22 protein-coding genes are annotated in these 20,360 nt (G+C 72.3%); 12 read left to right on the top strand and 10 right to left on the bottom strand.

The window, feature by feature from the left end:
- Positions 1 to 64: 64 nt before the first annotated feature.
- The 5 genes from NBW76_RS08730 to NBW76_RS08710 all read right to left on the bottom strand — a co-directional run bounded on the left by NBW76_RS08730 (position 65) and on the right by NBW76_RS08710 (position 4,670).
- A complete protein-coding gene (locus NBW76_RS08730) occupies positions 65 to 1,165 on the bottom strand; it encodes a glycerate kinase (protein ID WP_056555565.1) in 1,101 nt (366 codons plus the stop codon).
- A 5-nt stretch (positions 1,166 to 1,170) separates the two neighbouring features.
- Positions 1,171 to 2,439 carry an aminotransferase class I/II-fold pyridoxal phosphate-dependent enzyme gene (locus NBW76_RS08725; RefSeq protein WP_056555562.1) on the bottom strand — a complete coding sequence of 423 codons (1,269 nt, stop codon included), beginning with the start codon at positions 2,437 to 2,439 and terminating at the stop codon, positions 1,171 to 1,173.
- A 63-nt stretch (positions 2,440 to 2,502) separates the two neighbouring features.
- Positions 2,503 to 3,075, bottom strand: coding sequence for a hypothetical protein (locus NBW76_RS08720; protein ID WP_055965673.1), 573 nt, complete (start codon positions 3,073 to 3,075; stop codon positions 2,503 to 2,505).
- Positions 3,076 to 3,088: 13 nt separating this feature from the next.
- Positions 3,089 to 3,982 carry a zinc metalloprotease HtpX gene (htpX, locus tag NBW76_RS08715; protein WP_056555798.1) on the bottom strand — a complete coding sequence of 298 codons (894 nt, stop codon included), beginning with the start codon at positions 3,980 to 3,982 and terminating at the stop codon, positions 3,089 to 3,091.
- Complete coding sequence (locus NBW76_RS08710; RefSeq protein WP_055965671.1) at positions 3,957 to 4,670, bottom strand: PspA/IM30 family protein; 714 nt, start codon at positions 4,668 to 4,670, stop codon at positions 3,957 to 3,959. The genes htpX and NBW76_RS08710 overlap by 26 nt, the downstream gene beginning before the upstream one ends.
- 118 nt (positions 4,671 to 4,788) lie before the next feature.
- Between NBW76_RS08710 and NBW76_RS08705 the strand changes: the two genes are divergently transcribed.
- Genes NBW76_RS08705 through NBW76_RS08695 form a run of 3 tightly spaced genes read left to right on the top strand, consistent with a single transcriptional unit; the run spans position 4,789 to position 7,204 of the window.
- Entirely contained in the window at positions 4,789 to 6,006 is a 1,218-nt protein-coding gene (locus tag NBW76_RS08705; protein ID WP_162237355.1) for an SGNH/GDSL hydrolase family protein, read from the top strand.
- Positions 5,996 to 6,604 (top strand): hypothetical protein, encoded by a 609-nt coding sequence (locus NBW76_RS08700; protein WP_056555559.1) that lies wholly within the window; start codon positions 5,996 to 5,998, stop codon positions 6,602 to 6,604. The genes NBW76_RS08705 and NBW76_RS08700 overlap by 11 nt, the downstream gene beginning before the upstream one ends.
- A 33-nt stretch (positions 6,605 to 6,637) precedes the next feature.
- Positions 6,638 to 7,204 carry a DUF3043 domain-containing protein gene (locus tag NBW76_RS08695; RefSeq protein ID WP_055965665.1) on the top strand — a complete coding sequence of 189 codons (567 nt, stop codon included), beginning with the start codon at positions 6,638 to 6,640 and terminating at the stop codon, positions 7,202 to 7,204.
- 31 nt (positions 7,205 to 7,235) lie between these two features.
- Here NBW76_RS08695 and NBW76_RS08690 read toward each other — a convergent pair whose 3' ends face one another.
- A complete protein-coding gene (locus NBW76_RS08690; RefSeq protein WP_056555556.1) occupies positions 7,236 to 7,691 on the bottom strand; it encodes a VOC family protein in 456 nt (151 codons plus the stop codon).
- Positions 7,692 to 7,791: 100 nt separating this feature from the next.
- Here NBW76_RS08690 and NBW76_RS08685 point away from each other — a divergent pair, with 100 nt between their 5' ends.
- Positions 7,792 to 8,778 carry a YafY family protein gene (locus NBW76_RS08685; RefSeq protein ID WP_056555553.1) on the top strand — a complete coding sequence of 329 codons (987 nt, stop codon included), beginning with the start codon at positions 7,792 to 7,794 and terminating at the stop codon, positions 8,776 to 8,778.
- Between the two features lie 49 nt (positions 8,779 to 8,827).
- Here NBW76_RS08685 and NBW76_RS08680 read toward each other — a convergent pair whose 3' ends face one another.
- Together NBW76_RS08680 and gcvT are read right to left on the bottom strand one after the other, a co-directional pair.
- Entirely contained in the window at positions 8,828 to 9,022 is a 195-nt protein-coding gene (locus tag NBW76_RS08680; RefSeq protein WP_055965659.1) for a hypothetical protein, read from the bottom strand.
- A gap of 78 nt (positions 9,023 to 9,100) precedes the next feature.
- On the bottom strand, positions 9,101 to 10,216 hold the full coding sequence (gene gcvT / locus NBW76_RS08675; protein ID WP_056555550.1) for a glycine cleavage system aminomethyltransferase GcvT: 1,116 nt from the start codon (positions 10,214 to 10,216) through the stop codon (positions 9,101 to 9,103).
- A gap of 63 nt (positions 10,217 to 10,279) precedes the next feature.
- On the opposite strand from gcvT, the gene NBW76_RS08670 reads away from it, so the two are divergent.
- Genes NBW76_RS08670 through NBW76_RS08660 form a run of 3 tightly spaced genes read left to right on the top strand, consistent with a single transcriptional unit; the run spans position 10,280 to position 13,609 of the window.
- Positions 10,280 to 11,749, top strand: coding sequence for a leucyl aminopeptidase (locus tag NBW76_RS08670; RefSeq protein WP_235493016.1), 1,470 nt, complete (start codon positions 10,280 to 10,282; stop codon positions 11,747 to 11,749).
- Positions 11,742 to 13,163, top strand: coding sequence for a serine hydrolase (locus NBW76_RS08665; protein WP_235493015.1), 1,422 nt, complete (start codon positions 11,742 to 11,744; stop codon positions 13,161 to 13,163). The genes NBW76_RS08670 and NBW76_RS08665 overlap by 8 nt, the downstream gene beginning before the upstream one ends.
- Positions 13,160 to 13,609 (top strand): ASCH domain-containing protein, encoded by a 450-nt coding sequence (locus tag NBW76_RS08660; RefSeq protein ID WP_200914512.1) that lies wholly within the window; start codon positions 13,160 to 13,162, stop codon positions 13,607 to 13,609. Before NBW76_RS08665 ends, NBW76_RS08660 begins: the two co-directional genes overlap by 4 nt.
- 10 nt (positions 13,610 to 13,619) lie before the next feature.
- On the opposite strand, the gene NBW76_RS08655 is transcribed toward NBW76_RS08660, so the two are convergent.
- A complete protein-coding gene (locus NBW76_RS08655) occupies positions 13,620 to 14,222 on the bottom strand; it encodes a hypothetical protein (RefSeq protein ID WP_200914511.1) in 603 nt (200 codons plus the stop codon).
- Between the two features lie 149 nt (positions 14,223 to 14,371).
- On the opposite strand from NBW76_RS08655, the gene lpdA reads away from it, so the two are divergent.
- The 4 genes from lpdA to NBW76_RS08635 are packed head-to-tail and all read left to right on the top strand — an operon-like array spanning position 14,372 to position 19,152.
- Complete coding sequence (lpdA, locus tag NBW76_RS08650) at positions 14,372 to 15,799, top strand: dihydrolipoyl dehydrogenase (protein ID WP_156364833.1); 1,428 nt, start codon at positions 14,372 to 14,374, stop codon at positions 15,797 to 15,799.
- 19 nt (positions 15,800 to 15,818) lie between these two features.
- Positions 15,819 to 17,741, top strand: a complete 1,923-nt coding sequence (gene sucB / locus NBW76_RS08645; RefSeq protein WP_250246795.1) for a 2-oxoglutarate dehydrogenase, E2 component, dihydrolipoamide succinyltransferase — start codon at positions 15,819 to 15,821, stop codon at positions 17,739 to 17,741.
- 9 nt (positions 17,742 to 17,750) lie between these two features.
- On the top strand, positions 17,751 to 18,656 hold the full coding sequence (locus NBW76_RS08640; RefSeq protein ID WP_082481982.1) for a TIGR01777 family oxidoreductase: 906 nt from the start codon (positions 17,751 to 17,753) through the stop codon (positions 18,654 to 18,656).
- Complete coding sequence (locus tag NBW76_RS08635) at positions 18,646 to 19,152, top strand: DinB family protein (protein ID WP_056555787.1); 507 nt, start codon at positions 18,646 to 18,648, stop codon at positions 19,150 to 19,152. The genes NBW76_RS08640 and NBW76_RS08635 overlap by 11 nt, the downstream gene beginning before the upstream one ends.
- Here the strand turns inward: NBW76_RS08635 and NBW76_RS08630 are convergent.
- Positions 19,144 to 19,569, bottom strand: a complete 426-nt coding sequence (locus NBW76_RS08630) for a hypothetical protein (protein WP_056555543.1) — start codon at positions 19,567 to 19,569, stop codon at positions 19,144 to 19,146. The genes NBW76_RS08635 and NBW76_RS08630 overlap by 9 nt on opposite strands.
- A 68-nt stretch (positions 19,570 to 19,637) precedes the next feature.
- Between NBW76_RS08630 and lipB the strand changes: the two genes are divergently transcribed.
- Positions 19,638 to 20,357 (top strand): lipoyl(octanoyl) transferase LipB, encoded by a 720-nt coding sequence (gene lipB, locus NBW76_RS08625; protein ID WP_056555541.1) that lies wholly within the window; start codon positions 19,638 to 19,640, stop codon positions 20,355 to 20,357.
- The last annotated feature ends 3 nt before the right edge of the window (positions 20,358 to 20,360 follow it).

Genomic DNA, 20,360 nt, shown 5'->3' with positions numbered 1-20,360 from the left:
GGCCGGTTCTGTTCCATCGTACGTGCTCGACCTGGGCGCGATCACCACGTGCTCCGCCGCGGGCTCACCTGGACCAGGTGCGGGCGACCCGCTCGGCCACCTCGCTCAGCGAGCCGGCCGGATCGGCGAAGGCACGCTCCTCCCCCACGACGTCGAGCACCGCGTACGCCGACTCCACGCCCATGGCGCGCATCTCGCGCGCGCCCACCGTGACCTGGCCGGCGATCGCCACGCACGGACGGGCATGGCGTGCTGCCACCTGCGCCACGCCGTGCACGACCTTGCCGCTGCGCGACGTGTGGTCGTAGGCACCCTCCCCCGAGACCACCAGGTCGGCCGCGGCGCACGCGGCGTCCAGACCCACGGCGTCGGCCACGACCGCGACACCGGGCCGGCGCTCCGCGCCCAGGAGGAGGAGCGCGAGCCCGAGGCCGCCCGCAGCGCCGGCACCCGGCGAGTCCGCGACCCGCCGTTCCGCCGGGGTCGAGCCGCAGGCCGCCTCGACGAACCGGTCGAGCAGTCCGTCGACCTCGACCACGTCGGCGTCGGAGAGGCCCTTCTGCGGCCCGAAGGTCTTGGTCGCACCGAACATCCCGAGCAGGGGCACGTCGACGTCGCTCGCCGCCACGAGGCGCACCTGGCCGACTGCCGCGCGAGCCGGCTCGAGGTCGACCCGTGTGATGCCGCTGAGCCCGTCGGGCCCGGCGTCGAGCGGGCGGTCGGCCACCGCTCCGAGCGCGCCCAGCAGTCCGGCGCCCCCGTCGTTGGTGGCGCTGCCGCCCAGACCCACGACCACCGACTCGACGCCGAGCTCCACGGCGGCCGCGATCGCCTGACCCACGCCCCACGTGCTCGCCGACCTCGCCGACGGCGGTCCGAGCTGGAGCCCGCAGGCCTGTGCCGACTCCAGGTACGCGACGTCGTCGACGACGAGGACCGTCATCGGGACGTCGACCCCGGTCGACCCGGTCACCGTCACGACGTGGAGGTGACCGCCGAGGGCGTCGTGGAGCGCGTCGACGAAGCCGGGGCCACCGTCGGCCATGGGCAGCCGCACGATCTCGTCGTGGGGCGCCGCACGGGCCCAGCCGCGCGCGATCGCCCTGGCCGCCTCGGGGGCGCCCAGCGTCCCGGCGAACTTGTCCGGCGCCACGAGCACCCGCACGGTCGTCAGGCCAGTCGTTGCTCGGTGGCCGCGAGGAGCACGCACGTGGCGAGTCCCTCCATGGCCGTCCGCAGCTCCTCGATGGGCGGGAACGACGGCGCGATGCGGATGTTGCGGTCGCGCGGGTCCTTGCCGTACGGGAACGAGGCACCGGCCGGGGTGAGGGCGATGCCGGCCTCCTTGGCCAGCTGCACGACCCTCGTCGCGCAGCCGTCCGGGACGTCGAGGCTCACGAAGTAGCCGCCCTTGGGCTCGGTCCACGTGGCCACGTCGTGTCCGCCGAGTCGCTCGGACAGGACCTCGAGCACCACCGCGAACTTCGGGGCGAGGATCTCGCGGTGCCGGTCCATGAGCGCGTGCACGCCGTCGACGTCGACGAGGTGCCGCAGGTGGCGCAGCTGGTTGACCTTGTCGGGACCGATCGTCCGCTTGCCGATGAGTCGCGTGTACCAGGCGACGTTCTCCGGCGACGAGGCGAAGAAGCTGACCCCGGACCCGGCGAAGGTGATCTTGGAGGTCGACGCGAGCACGAAGGGACGGTCCGGGTGCCCGGAGGCGGCGCACAGGCCGACGATGTCGGCGGTCTTGGTGCGCTCCTCGGTCAGGTGGTGCACGGCGTACGCGTTGTCCCAGAAGATGCGGAAGTCGGGTGCGGCGGTCTCGAGGGCGGCCAGCTCGGCGGCCTTCGCCTCGCTGACGACCGCACCCGTGGGGTTGGCGTACGTGGGGACGATCCAGATCCCCTTGACGGCCGGGTCGGTGACGGCCTCGCGCACGGCGGCCATGTCGGGGCCGTCGTCGTGCATCTCGATGGTGCGCATGGTGATGCCGTACTGCTCGCAGATCGCGAAGTGCCGGTCGTAGCCGGGCGCGGGGCAGAGGAAGACGACCTCGTCCTCCTGCGACCACGGACGCGTCGAGCCGACCGTGCCCTTGAGCATGGCGAGCACCACCAGGTCGTGCATGATCGCCAGGCTCGCGTTGTCGCCCGCGACCACCTGGTCGACCGGCACGTGCAGCAGCTCGGCGAAGATCCCGCGCAGGTCGGCGTTGCCCACGATGCCGCCGTAGTTGCGGGTGTCGGTGCCCGCGCCGTCCTTGTAGTCCTGGCCCGGGAGGTCGAGCAGGGCGTTCGACAGGTCGAGCTGGGCCGCGGACGGCTTGCCGCGCGTGATGTCGAGGGCGAGACCGGCTGCCTTGAGGCGTTCGTAGGCGGCCGTCTGCTCGTCGTGGAGGGCGCTGATCTCTGCGGTCGAGAGGGTGTCGAGGCTCACGGTCCCAACCTACCCAAGACCGGCCGACCCGGACGCCCCAGCCGCAGTGCGCGCCCGAGTGCCCTAGACGGACAGGCCCGGCGCACCCCACAGCGCGAGCCACCGCTCGAGCTTCGGCTCGACCGGGACGTCACCCTCGACGAGCGCGCGGACCTGGATCTCGACCGGGTTGTCCCGACGCTGGCCGGCGACCGGCGCGAACGGGTAGAAGGTGCCCTGCTTGAACAGGTAGACCAGCGCCAGCGCTCCGCCGGAAGGTGCCGTGAACAGGACCGTGGAGCACAGGAGCTGGGGTCCGTACCCGGCGTCGGCGAGCGAGGAGTTCGCCGCGTGAAGGTCGGTGACCAGGCCGGTGAGGTCGCCCGGCGACCGGGTCACCTGCATCCAGCGGAAGCCTCGCCCGTCGTCGCTCAGCTCGACCGCCGCCGAGGCGTCGGTCCCGATGACCTGCTGCACCTCGGCCACGACCTGGTCGTCGCTCACGCCATCGACGTCGCGGAAGCACACGGCTCCGGCCCCCGTGGCCGTGAAGCCGGCAGCCTGCAGCGACAACCCCGCCTGGGGCACGCCGAACAGCACGTCGAGGTCGGCCTCCGGCGGCTTGGAGCGCCCGAGGATCCCGTCGAGCCAGCCCATCAGATCGGGCCCATCAGATCGGATCCGAGAGCTCGGCGCCGACCTTGGCCAGCTGCGCCAGGCGCTGCTCCAGCGGCGGGTGGGTGGCCATGAGGGCACCGGCCGACGCGCGGCTGATGGCCGGCGCGAAGAAGAACGCGCTCAGGGCCTGGGAGTCGCGCAGGTCCTTGTTGGGGATGCGGCTCATGTCGCCCGAGATCTTGGTGAGGGCCGACGCCAGCTTCGAGGGACGCCCCGTGAGGTACGCGCCGCTGCGGTCCGCGCTGAGCTCGCGGTACCGCGACAGCGCCCGGGTCAGCAGGAAGCTGATGAAGTACACCACCATGCTCACGAGGAACACGGCGATGAAGGGCAGGTTGTTGCCGTTGCGGTTGCTGCCGCCCCGGCCGAAGTACAGGCCCCAGCGGGTGATGAATCCGGCCAGCAGCCCGAGCGACGAGGCGACCGTCATGACCGAGACGTCGCGGTTGGCAACGTGGGCCAGCTCGTGCGCGAGCACGCCCTCGAGCTCGTCGGCGTCGAGGCGCTGCATGATGCCGGTCGTGACGCACACCGCGGAGTGGCTGGGCGTGCGGCCGGTCGCGAAGGCGTTCGGCATGTCGGTGACCGCGACGGCCACCGTCGGCTTGGGCATGTCGGCCATGACGCACAGCCGGTCGATCATGGCGTGCAGCTCGGGGGCCTGCTCCGGGGTCACGACCTTCGCGCCCATGGACCGCAGGGCGAGCTTGTCGGAGAAGTACCACTGGCCCCACGACATACCGAGGACGATGACGAGCCCGAGCACGAGGTTCGTGTTTGCGATCAGGATCGCGCCGAAGGCGACGTAGAGGGCGCCGAGCCCGAGGCTCACCCCGAACATCCGTCGGGAGAGCCCCGCGTCAGGCCTGAATCTGGTGCGGGCCACGGCCATCCTCCCCTGACTCGGTGTCCGTGGAGGACGGGTCGATCCCGAGCTCGCGGTCGAAGCGGCGCGCCTCGAGGTCGGCGGTGTCCTCGCCCGGCCGCGCGACGACCCCGTCGGCGACGAGCTCGTCCACGGCGTCGGCCTTGGCCTCGAGCTCTCGGGTGTGCCGCTCGGCCGCCTCCATCTGCTGGTTGACGGTGCTGAGCGAGGAGGTGATGCCGGAGTCGGCGCTGGTCAGCTGCGAACGGGCCTCGGCCGCGGACTGGCGGGCCGTGAGCGTGTCCTTGCGGAGCCGGAAGTCCTCGATGTTCTGCTCCAGGCGGGTCGCCGCGTCGGTGATCGTGGCCTCCTCCTTCTGGAGGGCGGCGTGCCGCTCGCGCAGGTCCGCCAGGGCCTCCTCGAGCCCGACCTTGCGCCCGAGTGCCGCGCGGGCCGCGTCGTCGTCACCCCGGGCGACGGCCTCGCGCGCCTGGCCCTCGAAGGTGCTGGACTGCTGCTCGAGCTGGCGGAGCCGCACCTCGACGCGCTTGCGGCTCGTGGTGACGTCCGCGACGCCGCGACGCACGCGCTGCAGGTGGGCCAGCTGACCGCGGTAGGTGTCGTCGAGCGAGCTGCGCAACGCGTCGCCGTCGAGCTCCTGGTGCGACCGCGACCGCCAGATGTCGCGAATCCTGCGTCCGATCCCCATGGCGCCAGAGTACGGGCACCGTGCACGACCGGGGCTGCACGACCGACGGACGCCGCAGCGGAGCATCTGGGTCCCAGGGCCCTGGGCGCCCGGGTACCCGTCTCGCTTCCATGGAGCCATGCAGACAGTGCGACCACGACGCTTCGAGCGGGGCCAAGGCTCGCTCGAGCTCGTGGGCGTCATCGTCCTCGCCGCGATCCTGGTCGGCGGGATCGTCTGGACCATCACGGCCAACAGCGAGCCCATCAGGGCCACCGTCAGCACGAAGATCTGCGAGATCACCGGCGGCAGCGACTGCGGCGAGGTGCCGGAGCCCACGGCACCCCTGCCCGGCGACTCGACGGTGCCGACCTATCTCGACCCGTCGCTCACACCGCAGGAGCAGGCCGAGGCCGGCGAGTACGTCGCCCTCGGCGACTCCTTCTCCTCCGGGGAGGGCGGCTCGGAGTACGACCCCGACACCGACGAGAACTACGCCTCCGAGGCCGAGGACTACTACGAGAACCTCGACGAGGACGGCAATCCCCAGCCGCAGCTCTACTGCCACCAGTACGGCTGCGTCGAGGTCCCGGTCACCCAGACCGAGGCGCCGTACAACAACATGTGCCACCGGTCCGAGGGCGCGTACTCCCAGCAGATCAACGACACGTTCGACTTCGCCGGCGGCTACACCTTCGCGGCCTGCTCCGGTGCCGTCACCGAGGACTTCACCGAGCCCAACAGCGACAACGACGATGAACCGGCGCAGCTGGACAACCTCGACGAGGACACCAGCCTGGTCACCTTCACCATCGGTGGCAACGACGCGAAGTTCGCGAACACGCTCGAGCAGTGCATCAAGGACGGGATGAACCCGTTCCACAGCTGCTTCGACAACCAGTCCGAGCGCGACGAGGCCGACGAGAACATCGCCCAGGCCATCGAGAACATGCGCGAGCTGCTGCCGCAGATCCGCGAGCAGGCTCCCAACGCGAGGATCCTGGTGCTCGGCTACCCGCGCTTCTTCCCCGAGGACCCGGGCAGCGCGTGGAGCGACGGCACGCAGATCGACACCGATGACATCCTGGCCATCAACGACCTGGTCGAGGACATGGACGGCCAGATCGAGGACCTCGTGAACGAGCTCAACGAGGAGAACCCCGGTGCCTTCCAGTACGTCGACATGTACGACGCCTTCAACGGGTGCGAGATCGGCACCTCCAACGCCTGCATGAACAACATCGAGGTCCGCATCGCCGACGGCAAGCCCGACAAGAACGGCAGCTACCACCCCAACGACCGAGGACACGAGGAGATGGCCGCCATCCTCGAGGAGGCGATCCGCAATGGTCCGTGACCCGTTCACCCGCGTCGCGTCGCTGCTCGCCGTCACCCTCCTGGTGACGGTGAGCGGCTGCACGGGCGGCGACGAGCCCGCCGCGCCCGAGCGCACGTCCGCCGACCAGCGCGCCGACCTCACGATCCTGCCGGAGGACGGGCTGCCGAAGGGCTGGGTCCGCGTGCCGGCCAGCGAGCGCATCTCGGGCAACCCCGGCAAGCCCCGCTACTGCGGCGTCCCCGCGGAGCCCGCAGACGTCAAGGAGGGTCGCGTCTCCTACTACGAGCAGGAGGGGCTGCCGCGCTCCGTGCTCGAGTACGGGATGGTCGCGGACGAGCAGGCCGCCACCGACACCCTCGACGCTCTCGTGGCGGTCCGGACCACGTGCGAGGAGGAGGGGTTCACGACCGAGCCCGTCCCCGAGGACGAGCTCGACGGGCTCGGCGACCAGCAGGTGGGCTGGGACTACGACGACGGCGCCGGCAACCGGTTCCGCGTGGTCGTGTTCCGGCGCGCCGAGGTCGTCGTGGTCCTCGTCGCGACGGGTGACACGTCGGTCCCGACGCAGGAGCAGGCGACCATCGCGCGCGACGTGGACGACCGCCTGCAGGGGTGAGGATGGCGAGGTCCTCCTGTGTAGGGTGACGCCGTGACGCAGGACAACGCCGCCCCGGACGACCGCCAGAGCAACAACGCCAAGGGCCGCGCGACTCCCAGTCGCAAGGAGGCCGAGGCCGCCCGCAAGAAGGCCATGAAGACGCCCCTGACGCGCAAGGAGCAGATGCGTCGAGAGCGCGACGCCCGCGCGCAGCTGCGCCAGCGGCAGCAGGAGGCGCTCCGCGCCGGCAAGGGCTCCGACCTGCCGCCCCGTGACCGCGGACCGGTCCGCGCCTTCGCCCGGGACTTCGTCGACCGCCGTCGCAACGTCGCCGAGTACCTGCTCCCGATCCTGCTGCTCGTGCTGGTGCTGAGCTTCATCAACCAGCCCTGGGCCCAGCTCGTCGTCTTCTACGCCTGGGCGGTCATGCTGCTGCTCACGATCCTCGACGAGGTGGTCATGGTCCGCGGCCTCAAGCGCGGTCTGCGTGAGCGGTTCCCGGACACCCCCACGAAGGGTGCCGTCGGCTACTCGGTGCTGCGCAGCACCCAGCTGCGTCGCTTCCGGCTGCCGGCCGTCTCCATCGATCGCGGCGCCCCGTTGCGGGACCGCTACTAGACCACCAGGTCGCAGCGCCGCCGCGACGCGGTCAGGACGGCACGACGCTGAAGCTCCACGTGACGCCGAACCGGTCGGTGAGCATGCCGAACCCTGCGCTCCAGGCCGAGGCCGCGAGCGCCTCGACGACGACGCCCTGCACCGCGAGGTCGTCCCAGTAGCCCTGGAGCTCCTCGAGGGTGTCCGACGCGACCGAGACGAACACCGCCTGGTCGGTGAGCGTCGTGTGGTTCTCCCGGCGGGTGGTGCCTCCGCCGACGAGCATGCCCTCGGTCCGGCCGGGGACGTCGTAGCCCATCACGCGGAACCCGTTGTCGGCGGACACCAGGCCGAAGAGGACTGCATCCGCCCCGGGCGCGTCGGCCGGCATGCCGGCGTCGGCGTAGGTGGTGATGGCGAGGTGGCCGCCGAACACGGACTGGTAGAGCTCCAGCGCCGCGCGGGCGTCGCCGCGGAAGTTCAGGTGGGTGACGGTCTGGATGGTCATGTCTTCTCCTTCGGTGGTGGCCGGCCGCGTCGGCCGGTGGACCCACCGTGGCACCCGTTCAGGTCAGATTCTGTCCTGAACTCCACGTAATCTCGATCCTGTGACCACGACCGCCAGACTCCTGCGTCTGCTGTCGCTGCTCCAGGCACGGCGGGACTGGCCGGGTCCCCTCCTCGCCTCGCGGCTGGAGGTCAGCGACCGCACGGTGCGCCGCGACGTCGAGAGACTCCGGGAGATGGGCTACACCATCCAGGCCGCCACGGGGCCGGACGGCGGCTACCGGCTCGCTGCCGGTTCCGAGCTGCCGCCGTTGCTCTTCGACGACGACCAGACCGTCGCGGTGGCCGTCGCGCTGCAGACCGCACCGGCCTCCGGCGTCGGCATCGAGGAGGCCGCGGTCCGCGCCCTCGTCACGATCCGTCAGGTGATGCCCGCGCGGCTGCGGCACCGCCTTGACGCGCTGCAGGTGACCACGATCCGACCCGGGGGCACGGCACGCCCGAGCGTGGCGGTCGACGTCCTCGTCACCCTCGCCAATGCGATACGGGATCGCGAGGTCCTCCGCTTCGACTACGTCGCGAGAGGAGCACCGGACGCGGGTGACGACGTCCCTGCGGCGCGACGTGTCGAGCCGCACCACCTGGTCAGCTCCTCCGGACGGTGGTACCTCGTCGGGTGGGACCTCGACCGCGAGGACTGGCGGATCTTCAGCGCCAACCGCGTCGGCCCGCGCACGCCGACCGGGCCGCGGTTCCGGCCACGGTCCGTGCCGGGCAGCGACGTGCAGGCGTTCGTGTCGGCACGGTTCAAGGGGTCGGACCTGGACGCGTGGCCCTGCCGCGGCACGGTCGTGCTGCACCGGCCGGCGCACGAGGTACGCCCCTTCGTGGACGACGGGGTGCTCGTCGCACTCGACGACCACCGCTGCAGCATCGAGACCGGCTCCTGGTCCTGGGGCGCGCTGGCCGCCTGGTTCGGGAGGTTCGAGTCGGCGATGGACGTCGTCGGTCCGCCGGAGCTGGTCTCGGCCTTCGCCCTCCTCGCGGAGTGCTACGACCGGGCCGGCGGCGCGTCCGCCCAACCGTGAAGCGGCCGGGTCCCGCGTCGCACGCCCCGGGCGGCGAGCGGCTCGACGGCTACGCGCTGTGCAGCGACATCGGTCCGTAGACCTCGGTGTCGCCGTCGAGCAGCCGGACCTGGTCGACGCCCTGGTCGATCAGCTCGGAGAACGTCTCCCCCACCCACGACTCCGCGTCACCGCGGCTGTCGAACTCCTCCGACCGGCCCTTGTCCTGCCCGTCGGCGGTCTCCAGCACCCAGCTCCAGCTCATCGCCGTCCTCCTCGTTCGGTCCAGCAGTCGGTCCGGTCATCGTCGCGCAGGCCACGGCCCGTGTCGCGTCGGAAGTCGTCAGGTCGAGGTCGTCACGAACGGCGGCTTGGTCACCGTGAAGCGCTCCGCACGCCGGCGGACCTCCACGACCACGTCGTCACCGTCGCCGACGGACCGGTCCAGGAGGGCCAGGCCGACACCCTGGCGCAGCGTCGGCGAGAAGGTGCCCGACGTGACCTCGCCGACCACGTCGCCGGGCTCGCCGTCGGGGCCGACGGACCGCACGACCATGCCGGGACGCGGGATGCCGCGTCCTGCGGCGACGAGGCCGCGCACCAGGGGAACGGTCTTCTCCTCGCGCTGGCGGGTCAGGGCGTCCTTGCCGGCGAACGTGGGCTTGTCCCAGCCGACCGCCCAGCCCGCGCGCGCCATGACCGGCGAGATCTCGAGGGACAGCTCGTGGCCGTGCAGCGGATACCCCATCTCGGTTCGGAGCGTGTCGCGGGCACCGAGGCCGCAGGGCCGCAGACCGTGCGGCGCGCCGGCCGCCAGGAGCGCCTCCCACACCGCGGGGGCGTCGTCGGCCCGGACCACGAGCTCGTAGCCCTTCTCGCCGGTGTAGCCGGTGCGGCACACGATGGCCTCGGCCCCACCCACGGGCGCCTCGACGAACGACATGTACGCGTGGTCGACGGGCACGCCGACCGCCTCGAGGACGGCCTCGCTCGACGGACCCTGCACCGCCAGCACGGCGAGCTCGCGGTGCCGGTCGACGACCTCGACCCCCTCCGGGGCCGACGCCTGCAGCTGCGCGACCACGGCGGCGGTGTTCGCGGCGTTCGGCACGAGGAAGACGTCGAACTCGCTGCGGACGTAGGCGATGAGGTCGTCGACCGTGCCACCGGTCTCGTCGCAGCAGAGCGTGTACTGCGCCTGTCCGGGGCCGATGCGCCGCAGGTCGTTGGTGAGGACGGCGTTCACGTGGTCGAGGGCGCCCGCCCCCCGCACGCTCGCCTTGCCCAGGTGGCTCACGTCGAACAGGCCCGCAGCCTCCCGCACGGCCGCGTGCTCGGCGAGCACCCCGCCGCCGGACTCCGAGGGATACTCCAGCGGCATCGTCCACCCGCCGAACTCGGCCATCTTGGCCCCCAGGGCCACGTGGTGGTCGTGCAGCGGCGAGCGGAGCAGGTCCATGCGACTCAACCTAGCGGCCTGCGTGATTACATGGGATCCATGGCCCCTTCGACGCCGTCGCGCGTGAACGAGTCCCTTCTGCCTGACGTCTCGGTCAGCACAGCCAAGCCGTCGTCGGTCAAGGCCGACGTCCTCGTGCTGGGCGTGCGCAACGACGACGACGCCGGCGACCACGCCTCGACGCTGGCCCTGCTGGGCTTCACCGGCGAGAAGGGCCAGGTCGTCACCGTCCCTGCCGGCGAGGCCGCCAAGGTCTCGACGGTGGTGGCCGTGGGCCTGAGCGCCGAGCCCGATGCGGAGGAGCTGCGCCGTGCGGCCGCGAGCGGCGTGCGTGCGGCGGCCCGCACCAAGGCCACGTCCGTGGCGCTGGCCCTGCACCCGGCCGAGGGCGACGAGGTCACGGCCGTGGCGGAGGGCGCCCTGCTCGGCTCCTACCGCTACGAGGCCTACAAGACCAAGCCGACGTCCGACGACGATCGCGTGCGGACCCTGACCGTGCTGTCCGCCTTCGCCCGCCAGTCGACGGTCGTCGACGCCGTCGAGCGCGCCGCCGTGGTGGTCCGTGCCACGGCCCTGGCGCGTGACTGGGTGAACACCCCGCCCGGCGACCTGCGTCCGCCGGCCTTCGCCGAGCAGATCGTCGAGCGCGCCGGTGGCACCCCCGTCAAGGTCTCGGTGTGGGACGAGAAGCGCCTCGAGAAGGAGCACTGCGGCGGCATCCTCGGCGTGGGCGCCGGGTCCGACGCGCCGCCCCGCCTGGTGCGCCTCAGCTACGAGCCCCGCAAGCCCGTCACCCACCTCGCCCTCGTGGGCAAGGGCATCACCTTCGACTCGGGCGGCCTCTCGATCAAGAGCGGCGCCGGCATGCAGACCATGAAGATCGACATGGCGGGCGCGGCCGCGGTCGTGGCCGCGACCCTGGCCATCGCCGAGCTCGGGCTGCCGATCAAGGTCACGGCGTTCGCCTGCCTCGCCGAGAACATGCCGAGCGGCTCGGCCACCCGCCCCGGCGACGTGCTCACGATGCGCTCCGGCTCCACCGTCGAGGTGCACAACACCGACGCCGAGGGTCGCCTCGTGCTCGCCGACGGTCTCTCCCTGGCGGTGGAGGCCGGCGCCGACCACATCATCGACGTCGCGACGCTGACCGGTGCGTGCGTCGTGGCGCTCGGTGAGCGCACCAGCGGCGTGCTCGGCAACGACGACGCGCTGAGCGAGTCGGTGCTCGACGCCGCGAAGGCCACCGGGGAGTCGATGTGGCCGCTGCCGATCGTCGAGGAGATGAAGTCCGCCGTCACGTCCTCCAAGATCGCCGACATCCGCCAGCACAACCCGAAGCCGTACGGCGGGACCCTGTTCGCGGCCGCCTTCCTGCGCGAGTTCGTCGGCGAGACCCCGTGGGCGCACCTGGACATCGCCGGTCCGTCGTTCAACGACGGGGCCGAGCACGGCTACACGCCGTCGGGCGGGACCGGGGTGTCGGTCCGCACGCTCGTGCGTCTGGCGAGCGACCTGGCCGCCGCCGGTGCCTGAGGACCGACCCGCCACCGACGACGGACCACTGCTGGAGGGCACCCGGCGCGCGCTCGACGCCCGTCTCGCCGAGGAGCAGGTCCGCCGCCGCGTCCCCTCGGTCACCGCGGCCGTCGTGCGCGGAGGTGCGGTGGTGTGGAGCGGTGCGGCCGGCCACCTCGACGGCAAGGCGGACTCCCCGCTCGCCACGCCGCGGACCCAGTACCGGATCGGGTCCATCACCAAGACGTTCGTCGGCACCCAGGTGCTGCAGCTGCGCGACGCCGGCCTGCTCGACCTGAACGACCGGATCGGCGACCACCTGCCGGAGCTCGGCGGGGGTGACGGGCCCCGGGCGGCGAGCGGCACCGACCTACCGGTCAGGGTCGCCCAGCTCCTGAGCCACACGTCGGGCCTGCAGGCCGAGACCAACGGACCGTGGTGGGAGCGGACGCCCGGCCAGGCCTGGGACGAGCTGCTGGCGTCGGGACCGCGCCTGCTGTTCACGCCCGGCACCCGCTTCCACTACTCCAACACCGGCTTCGGCGTGCTCGGCGAGCTCGTCTCCCGGCTGCGGGGTCGGCCCTGGCACGACACCGTGCACGAGGACCTGCTCGATCCCCTCGGCATGGTGGCCACCAGCCACCGGCCGACCGACGACGCCGCCCCCGGACTCGCGGTCCACCCGTTCGCCGACCTGGCGCACGTCGAGCCCGAGCACGACGCCGCCGCCCTGGCCCCGGCCGGCCAGCTCTGGTCCAGCGCCGAGGACCTGGCCCGGTGGGCCGCCTTCGCCGCCGGCCACACCGCCGGGCTGCTCGATGACGCCACGCTGCGCGAGATGCTCCGGCCCGTCGCGGTGAGCGACGTCACCGGACAGCCGTGGACAGGCGCCCACGCGCTCGGGTGGCAGGTCTGGAACGTCGCGGGCCGCCGGTACGTCGGCCACGGCGGATCCATGCCGGGCTTCCTGGCCTCGCTGCGCGTCGACGTCGAGTCAGGCGACGGCGTCGTGGTGCTGGCCAACACCACCTCGGGTCTGGGCCCGGTCGGGACCGACCTGCTGGACCTCGTGCGCGATCGCGAGCCGGTCGCCTCGCCGCCGTGGCGCCGTGCGACTGCCCAGCGGGAGAGGCTCGACCTCGTGGGTGACTGGTTCTGGGGGACGTCCCGCTACACCGTCCGGCTCGACGGGGACCGGCTCGTCCTCGGCGAGCCCGGGCAGGGCCGCGGTGCGCGCTTCGCCTCCACCGCCGACGGTGCGTGGGTCGGTCTCGAGGGCTACTACGAGAACGAGCGGCTCACGGTGCGCCGCGACGCCGACGGCCGGCCCGTCCAGCTGGACCTCGCCACGTTCGCGTTCACCCGGACCCCGTACGACGCGTCGCCCGACGTCGAGGTCCCGGGCGCACTCGACGAGGCGGGCTGGTCGTGAGCGACGATCCGCTCTGGGCCGCCTACGTCGCCGCGCACCCGCAGCACCGCGACGAGGTGCCCGCCGTCGGACCGTTCGGCAGCTCGGCCGCGATGGCGGACCGGCTCCTCGACTACGTGCTCCACGGCCCGAAGCGGGCCACCTGCGGACTGCCCGACCCCGACGAGCCCGTCGTGCTGGGCGGCCACTGGGTGGTGGAGGACGGCTCCGGGCGGTCACGCGTCGTGCTGCGCACCACCGACGTGCGCTCGGGACGGCTCGACTCCGTCGACGACGTCTTCGCATGGGACGAGGGCGAGGACGACCGCACCCGTGACTCCTGGCTGCGGGAGCACCGCCGCTACGTGGCGCGCGGACTCGGGCTGGCCGACGACGCCGATGTCGACCACGTCGAGGTCGTCTTCGAGCGGTTCACGGTCGTCTGGCCCCCCGAGCACGCCGACTGAGGCGTGCGGGTCAGTCGCCGGCGAGGCCGAGGGTGCGGGCGGCCTGCTCGACCTCGTCCCACTCGCTGCGGTCGCCACCGCGGCGGTCGGGGTGGGAGCGGGCACGCGCCTGCTTCCACCAGCGACGGAGCACCTCGTCGTCGGGGCGGACGGTGGCGTCGCCCGTGACGTCGGCCGACACCTGGAGGGTGGCGATCGCGTCGCGCTCGCGCGGCGAGAGCGGACGCGGGCCCGACGGCGCCGGCGCCGTGGAGCCACCGGGCGTGGAGCGACGCGGGCCCGGCGCGGACGAGCGCGCCCGACCGGTGTCGCGGGCCTGCTTGCGCACGGCGTAGTCGCGCATGCGCTGCGGGTACCCCACCCGGTTGGCGTCGTAGACGGGGATCGCCAGCTTGCGGGCGAGGTCGGCGGCCGCCTTGGGCGACTCGACCCGACGGCGGATGGACTCACCGTCCGACGCCACGAGGACGACCGTCGGCTCGTTGAACGACGTGCGCGGCTCGACGTACGCCTCGACGCCGTCACGCTCCCCCGCCCAGGCGCGCAGCGTGGCCATGTCGTCACGCGTCGCGCGACGATCGGAGCTGCCGCGTCGGCGGCCGAACAGAGCCATGGCGACATTCTGCCCGACGACTGGTGGACGACCGGGAGAATCGCGCAGGGACCCGCGCGGCAGGTCGTCGGGCGGCGCCCCACGGGTCACACCGCAACCTACTCGCCGGTCGCTCCCCCCGTGGTGCGGTCGCACGCGAGGGTGACAAGATGACGGAGAACGACTCATCCACGCGGGAGGACACTGTGGCGGACAGCCCGGGCGACCAGAACACCTTCGACATCGTCATCCTGGGCGGCGGCAGCGGCGGCTACGCCTGCGCCCTCCGCGCGGTGCAGCTCGGCCTCAGCGTCGCGCTGATCGAGAAGGGCAAGGTCGGGGGAACCTGCCTGCACAACGGCTGCATCCCCACCAAGGCGCTCCTGCACTCGGCCGAGGTCGCCGACGAGACCCGCCACAGCGAGAACTACGGCGTCAAGGCCACGTTCGAGGGCATCGACATGGCCGCCGTCAACGCCTACAAGGACGGCGTCATCGACCGTCTCTACAAGGGTCTGCAGGGCCTCATCAAGTCCGGCGGCATCACGGTCGTCGAGGGCGAGGGCGTGCTCGTTGCCAAGGACACCGTCGAGGTCGACGGCCAGCGGTACACCGGCAAGAACGTCGTGCTGGCGACCGGCTCCTACGCCCGCAGCCTGCCCGGTCTCGAGATCGGCGGTCGCGTCGTCACGAGCGAGGAGGCCCTCACGATGAGCGAGGTCCCCGAGCGTGTCGTGATCATCGGCGGCAGCGTCATCGGCGTCGAGTTCGCCTCCGTCTGGAAGTCCTTCGGGGCCGACGTCACGATCATCGAGGCCCTCCCCACGCTCGTGCCCCTCGAGGACCCGACGCTCTCGAAGAACCTCGAGCGCGCGTTCCGCAAGCGCAAGATCGCCTTCAAGACCGGCACCAAGTTCTCCGGTGTCGAGCAGACCGACTCCGGCGTGATCGTGACCCTCGAGGACGGCAAGACCATCGAGACCGACCTCGTCCTCGTGGCGGTCGGCCGAGGCCCGAACGGCAACGGCAACGGCTTCGAGGAGGTCGGTGTCACCGTCGACCGCGGCTGGGTGCCCACCGACGAGCGCCTGCACACCAACGTCGACGGCGTCTACGCCGTGGGTGACCTCGTGCCCGGTCTCCAGCTGGCCCACCGCGGCTTCGCCCACGGCATCTTCGTGGCCGAGGAGATCGCCGGCCTCAACCCCCAGCCCGTGCTCGACCCGGGCATCCCGCGCGTCACCTACTGCGACCCCGAGCTCGCCTCGGTGGGCATCACCGAGCCGCAGGCCAAGGAGAAGTACGGCGACGACAACGTCGAGACCGTCGAGTACAACCTCGGCGGCAACGGCAAGAGCCAGATCCTCGGCACCGCCGGCGTCATCAAGCTGGTGCGCGAGAAGGACGGCCCGATCGTCGGCGTCCACATGATCGGCGCCCGCTACGGCGAGCAGGTCGGTGAGGCCTCGCTGATCGTCAACTGGGAGGCCTACCCCGAGGACGTCGCGCAGCTGATCCACGCGCACCCCACGCAGAACGAGGCTCTCGGCGAGGCTGCACTCGCCCTGGCCGGCAAGCCCCTCCACTCGCACGCCTGACCCGAACGAGGACGACACCATGGCAACGACCGTCACCCTTCCCGAGCTCGGCGAGAGCGTCACCGAGGGCACCGTCACCACGTGGCTCAAGGCCGTCGGCGACACCGTCGAGGTCGACGAGCCCCTGCTCGAGATCTCCACCGACAAGGTCGACACGGAGATCCCCTCCCCCGTCGCCGGCACCATCCTCGAGATCAAGGTCGAGGAGGACGAGACCGTCGAGGTCGGCGCCGACCTCGCCGTGATCGGTGACGCCGACGAGAGCCCGTCGGACGACGGTGGTTCCGACGAGGCGCCCGCCGAGCCGGAGGACACCGAGGACGCCGACGTCGAGGTGGGTTCCTCCGACGACGAGGGCTCGTCCGACGACCAGGCACAGGCCGAGCAGCCCGGCGAGGAGCCGGCCCGCGAGTCCGACGGCACGCCCACCAACCAGGACGGCGAGGAGCCCCACCTGGAGACGAACCAGACCGGCGAGGGCACCGAGGTCAAGCTGCCCGAGCTCGGCGAGAGCGTCACCGAGGGCACCGTCACCACGTGGCTGAAGGCCGTCGGCGACACCGTCGAGGTCGACGAGCCCCTGCTCGAGATCTCCACCGACAAGGTCGACACCGAGATCCCCTCCCCGGTCGCCGGCACGATCCTCGAGATCAAGGTCGACGAGGACGAGACCGTCGAGGTGGGTGCCGTGCTCGCCATCGTCGGCGACGCCTCCGCGGCCGGTTCGTCCGGTGGCGACTCCGGCTCGTCGAAGGACGAGGCTCCGGCCGACTCCGGCGAGACCGACCCCGCAGAGGACCCGCAGAAGGCCGAGGAGCTCGAGGAGGCCGCCGAGGCCGAGAAGAGCCAGCCGGAGAAGGCCGACGAGGTCGCGAAGTCCGACTCGGGCTCCAGCGCACCCGCCCCGACCGCAGAGCCGGAGAAGCAGGCCCACCCCGAGAACGAGGCCCGCCCCGAGCCGACGAAGGACGCCCCGCAGCAGAGCTCCGGTGCCTCGACCCAGAGCGGCGGCGACACCTACGTGACGCCGATCGTGCGCAAGCTGGCCAAGGAGCACGGCGTCGACCTCGCCGCCGTCACCGGCAGTGGCGTGGGCGGTCGCATCCGCAAGCAGGACGTGCTCGACGCGGCCAAGAAGGCCGAGGAGCAGAGCAAGCCCGCGGAGCAGGCGCCTGCGGCCGCTTCGGCACCCGCGGCGGCCGCCGCCTCGACCGAGCCGTCGCCCCTGCGCGGCAAGACCGAGAAGGTCAGCCGTCTGCGCAAGGTCATCGCCTCGCGGCTCACCGAGTCGCTGCAGATCTCGGCCCAGCTCACGCAGGTGCACGAGGTCGACGTCACCGAGATCGCGCGGCTGCGCGCCAAGCACAAGAACGCGTTCCTCGAGCGCGAGGGCGTCAAGCTGACGTTCCTGCCGTTCTTCGCGAAGGCCGTCGTCGAGGCGCTCAAGGCCCACCCGACGCTCAACGCCGCCCTCGACCTCGAGGAGGGCACCGTGACCTACCCGTCCGGTGAGCACCTGGGCATCGCGGTCGACACCGAGCGCGGTCTGCTCGTCCCGACGATCAAGGACGCCGGCGACCTCTCGATCGCAGGCCTCGCCCGCAAGATCGCCGACGTCGCGGAGCGCACGCGCACCAACAAGATCTCGCCCGACGAGCTCTCCGGTGGCACGTTCTCGATCACGAACCTGGGCAGCAACGGCGCCCTGTTCGACACGCCGATCATCAACCAGCCGCAGGTCGCGATCCTGGGTGTCGGTGCCGTGGTCAAGCGTCCGGTCGTCATCACCGACGCGCAGGGCAGCGACAGCATCGCGGTGCGCAGCATGGCCTACCTCGCGCTCACCTACGACCACCGCCTCATCGACGGTGCCGACGCCGGCCGGTTCCTGACCGCGGTCAAGGAGCGGCTGCAGAGCGGCTCGTTCGAGGGCGAGCTGTGATCGGCTGACATGCACGTCGTCATCGGCGGTGCCTCGGGCTTCCTGGGCTCGGCCCTCGTCTCGCACCTGCGGGACGAGGGTCACCAGGTGACCCGCCTCGTCCGGTCGGGAAGCCCCGGCCCGGACGCCTCCCTGTGGGACCCGAGCCAGGGTCGGGTCGACCAGGTGCTGATCGACCGGGCCGACGCGGTCGTCAACCTGTCCGGGGCGTCCATCGCCCGGTGGCCGCGCACCAGCTCCTACAAGAAGGAGCTGTGGTCGTCGCGCGTCGACGCCACCACCACGCTGGCCAAGGCCGTGGCCGCCTCCGACTCCCCCACCGTGCTGCTGTCGGGCTCGGCCATGGGGATCTACGGCGCCGACCGTGGTCAGGAGCCGCTCACCGAGGGCGCTGCCCACGGCGACGGCTTCCTCGCCGACCTGTGCGTCGCGTGGGAGGCCGCCGCCGAGCCTGCCGTCCAGGCCGGTCAGCGGGTCTGCCTGCTGCGCACCGGCCTGCCCCTCGACGACGAGGGCGGCCTGCTCGGCCCCATGCTGCTGCCGTTCAAGGCCGGGCTGGGTCCGCGGCTGGGCAAGGGCACGCAGCGCATGTCGGTCATGTCGCGGCGCGACTGGGTGCGGGCCGTGGCGTTCCTGCTCGAGCGCGACGACCTCTCCGGTCCCGTCAACCTCTCCCTGCCCGACGCCCCCACCAACGCGGAGTTCACCGACGCCCTCGGCGACGCCCTGGGACGGCCGACGTTCCTCGTCGCCCCGGCGCCCGCACTGAAGGTGGCGCTCGGAGCGCTGTCCGACGACCTGCTGGGCTCGCTGCGCATGGCGCCCGCCGCCCTGCAGGCGGCCGGGTTCGTCTTCGAGGACCCCGACCTGCGCAGTGCACTCGCGTCGGCACTCGCCGACGACCGTGCTTCCTGAGCCCACCGGGACGCACCCCGACACCGCTGGGTCGCTGGTCCGGTACCTCGCCTTCTTCCGGGCCGAGGTCCGGCGCAAGCTCGACGGTCTCGAGCCGGACGCGCTCCGCACGACCGTGCTGCCGTCGGGCTGGACGCCGCTCGAGCTCCTGTCGCACCTCGTGCACATGGAGCGACGGTGGTTCGTGTGGGGCTTCCTCGGCGAGCCGCTGCCCGACCCCTGGGGCGACCAGGGACCGGACGGACGCTGGTCGACCACGGACTCGCCGGAGTCGCTGCTCGCACGGCTCGAGGCGGGCGCGGTGCGCACCGAGTCCGTGCTGCGCGAGCACCCGCTCGACGCACGAGCAGCCCTCGGTGGTCGCTTCGACGCGGACCCGCCCACGTTGCACACCATCGGCTTCCACGTGCTGCAGGAGTACGCCCGGCACGCGGGTCATCTCGACGTGGTGCGCGAGCTGGTCGACGGCGCGGTGGGCGAGGACGCGTCAGCGTGAGGCCACGACCCGCCAGCCGCTCGCGGTCTCCTCGAGGGTGACCCGACGTCGGGTGGGCTCGTCCGTCGGCAGCGGCACGGCCCCGCCCGCGTTCACGGCCCTCGTGGGCCCGAGCCGGTCGACCACGTCGAGGGCGACGCGGTCGGCGTCGCGCTCGACCACCCGGCACGACGACCGCAGCTGGGCCATGCCCTCGAGCCTCAGCGAGCGCTCGGCGTAGTCCTCCAGCACCTCGACGTCGCGCTCGCGCAGGCCGTCGGACGCGTAGACCGCAGCGAGCCGGTCGACGTCGGCGTGCACGAACGCGTGCGCCCGCTCCGCGTCGAGACGACCGAGCAGCAGGCACTCCTCGGCGGTGTCGCCCGGCCCGAGCAGGGTGCCCCACCAGGTGACGAGGGCAGCGAACCACGCAGTCATCCCCGCAGCGTGCCCAGCGCGGCCACGAGGGTCGAACGCGTGTCCACAGGCGGGCTACCGTAGGAGGCGTGACCCTGGAGATCATCGACGACTGGTACGGCGAGCGCGCTCTGGACTACGAGGCGGCCTGGGAGCTGCAGCGCGAGCTGCACGCCCAGCGCGTGGCCGGCGAGATCGACGACACCGCCCTCTTCCTCGAGCACCCGCCCGTCTACACGGCAGGCAAGCGCACCGAGCCGCACGAGCGTCCGTTCGACGGCACCCCCGTCGTCGACGTCGACCGCGGCGGCAAGATCACCTTCCACGGCCCGGGCCAGCTGGTCGGGTACCCGATCACGAAGCTCCCGTCGCACGTGCTCGTCGTCGACTACGTCCGGCGCGTGGAGGAGGCCCTCATCCGCGCGGTCGCCGACCTCGGCGTCGCGGCCGGTCGGGTCCAGGGCCGCTCGGGCGTGTGGCTCGCGGCCGACGCCCGTGGCCCGGAGCGCAAGGTCGCGGCGATCGGCATCCGCGTGACCCGCGGCGTCACGATGCACGGCTTCTCGCTCAACGCCGACGTCGACCTCGACTGGTACGACCGGTTCGTCCCCTGCGGCATCGCCGACGCCGGGGTCACCACGCTGTCGAAGGAGCTCGGGCGCGACGTGACCGTCCCCGAGGCCGCGGCGGCCGTCCGCCCGCACCTGGTGGACCTGCTCGCGTGGGAGCCCTACACGCCGTCGCCGGACCTGCAGACGGCCGAGCACGGGCACCCCCCGGAGGTGCCCGTGCTCGGTCTTCCCGGCTAGCCG

It is taken from the genome of Aeromicrobium sp. Leaf245 (genome assembly GCF_942548115.1).
Taxonomy (GTDB): Bacteria; Actinomycetota; Actinomycetes; order Propionibacteriales; family Nocardioidaceae; genus Aeromicrobium.
This window is presented reverse-complemented; position numbering and strand designations above follow the sequence as displayed.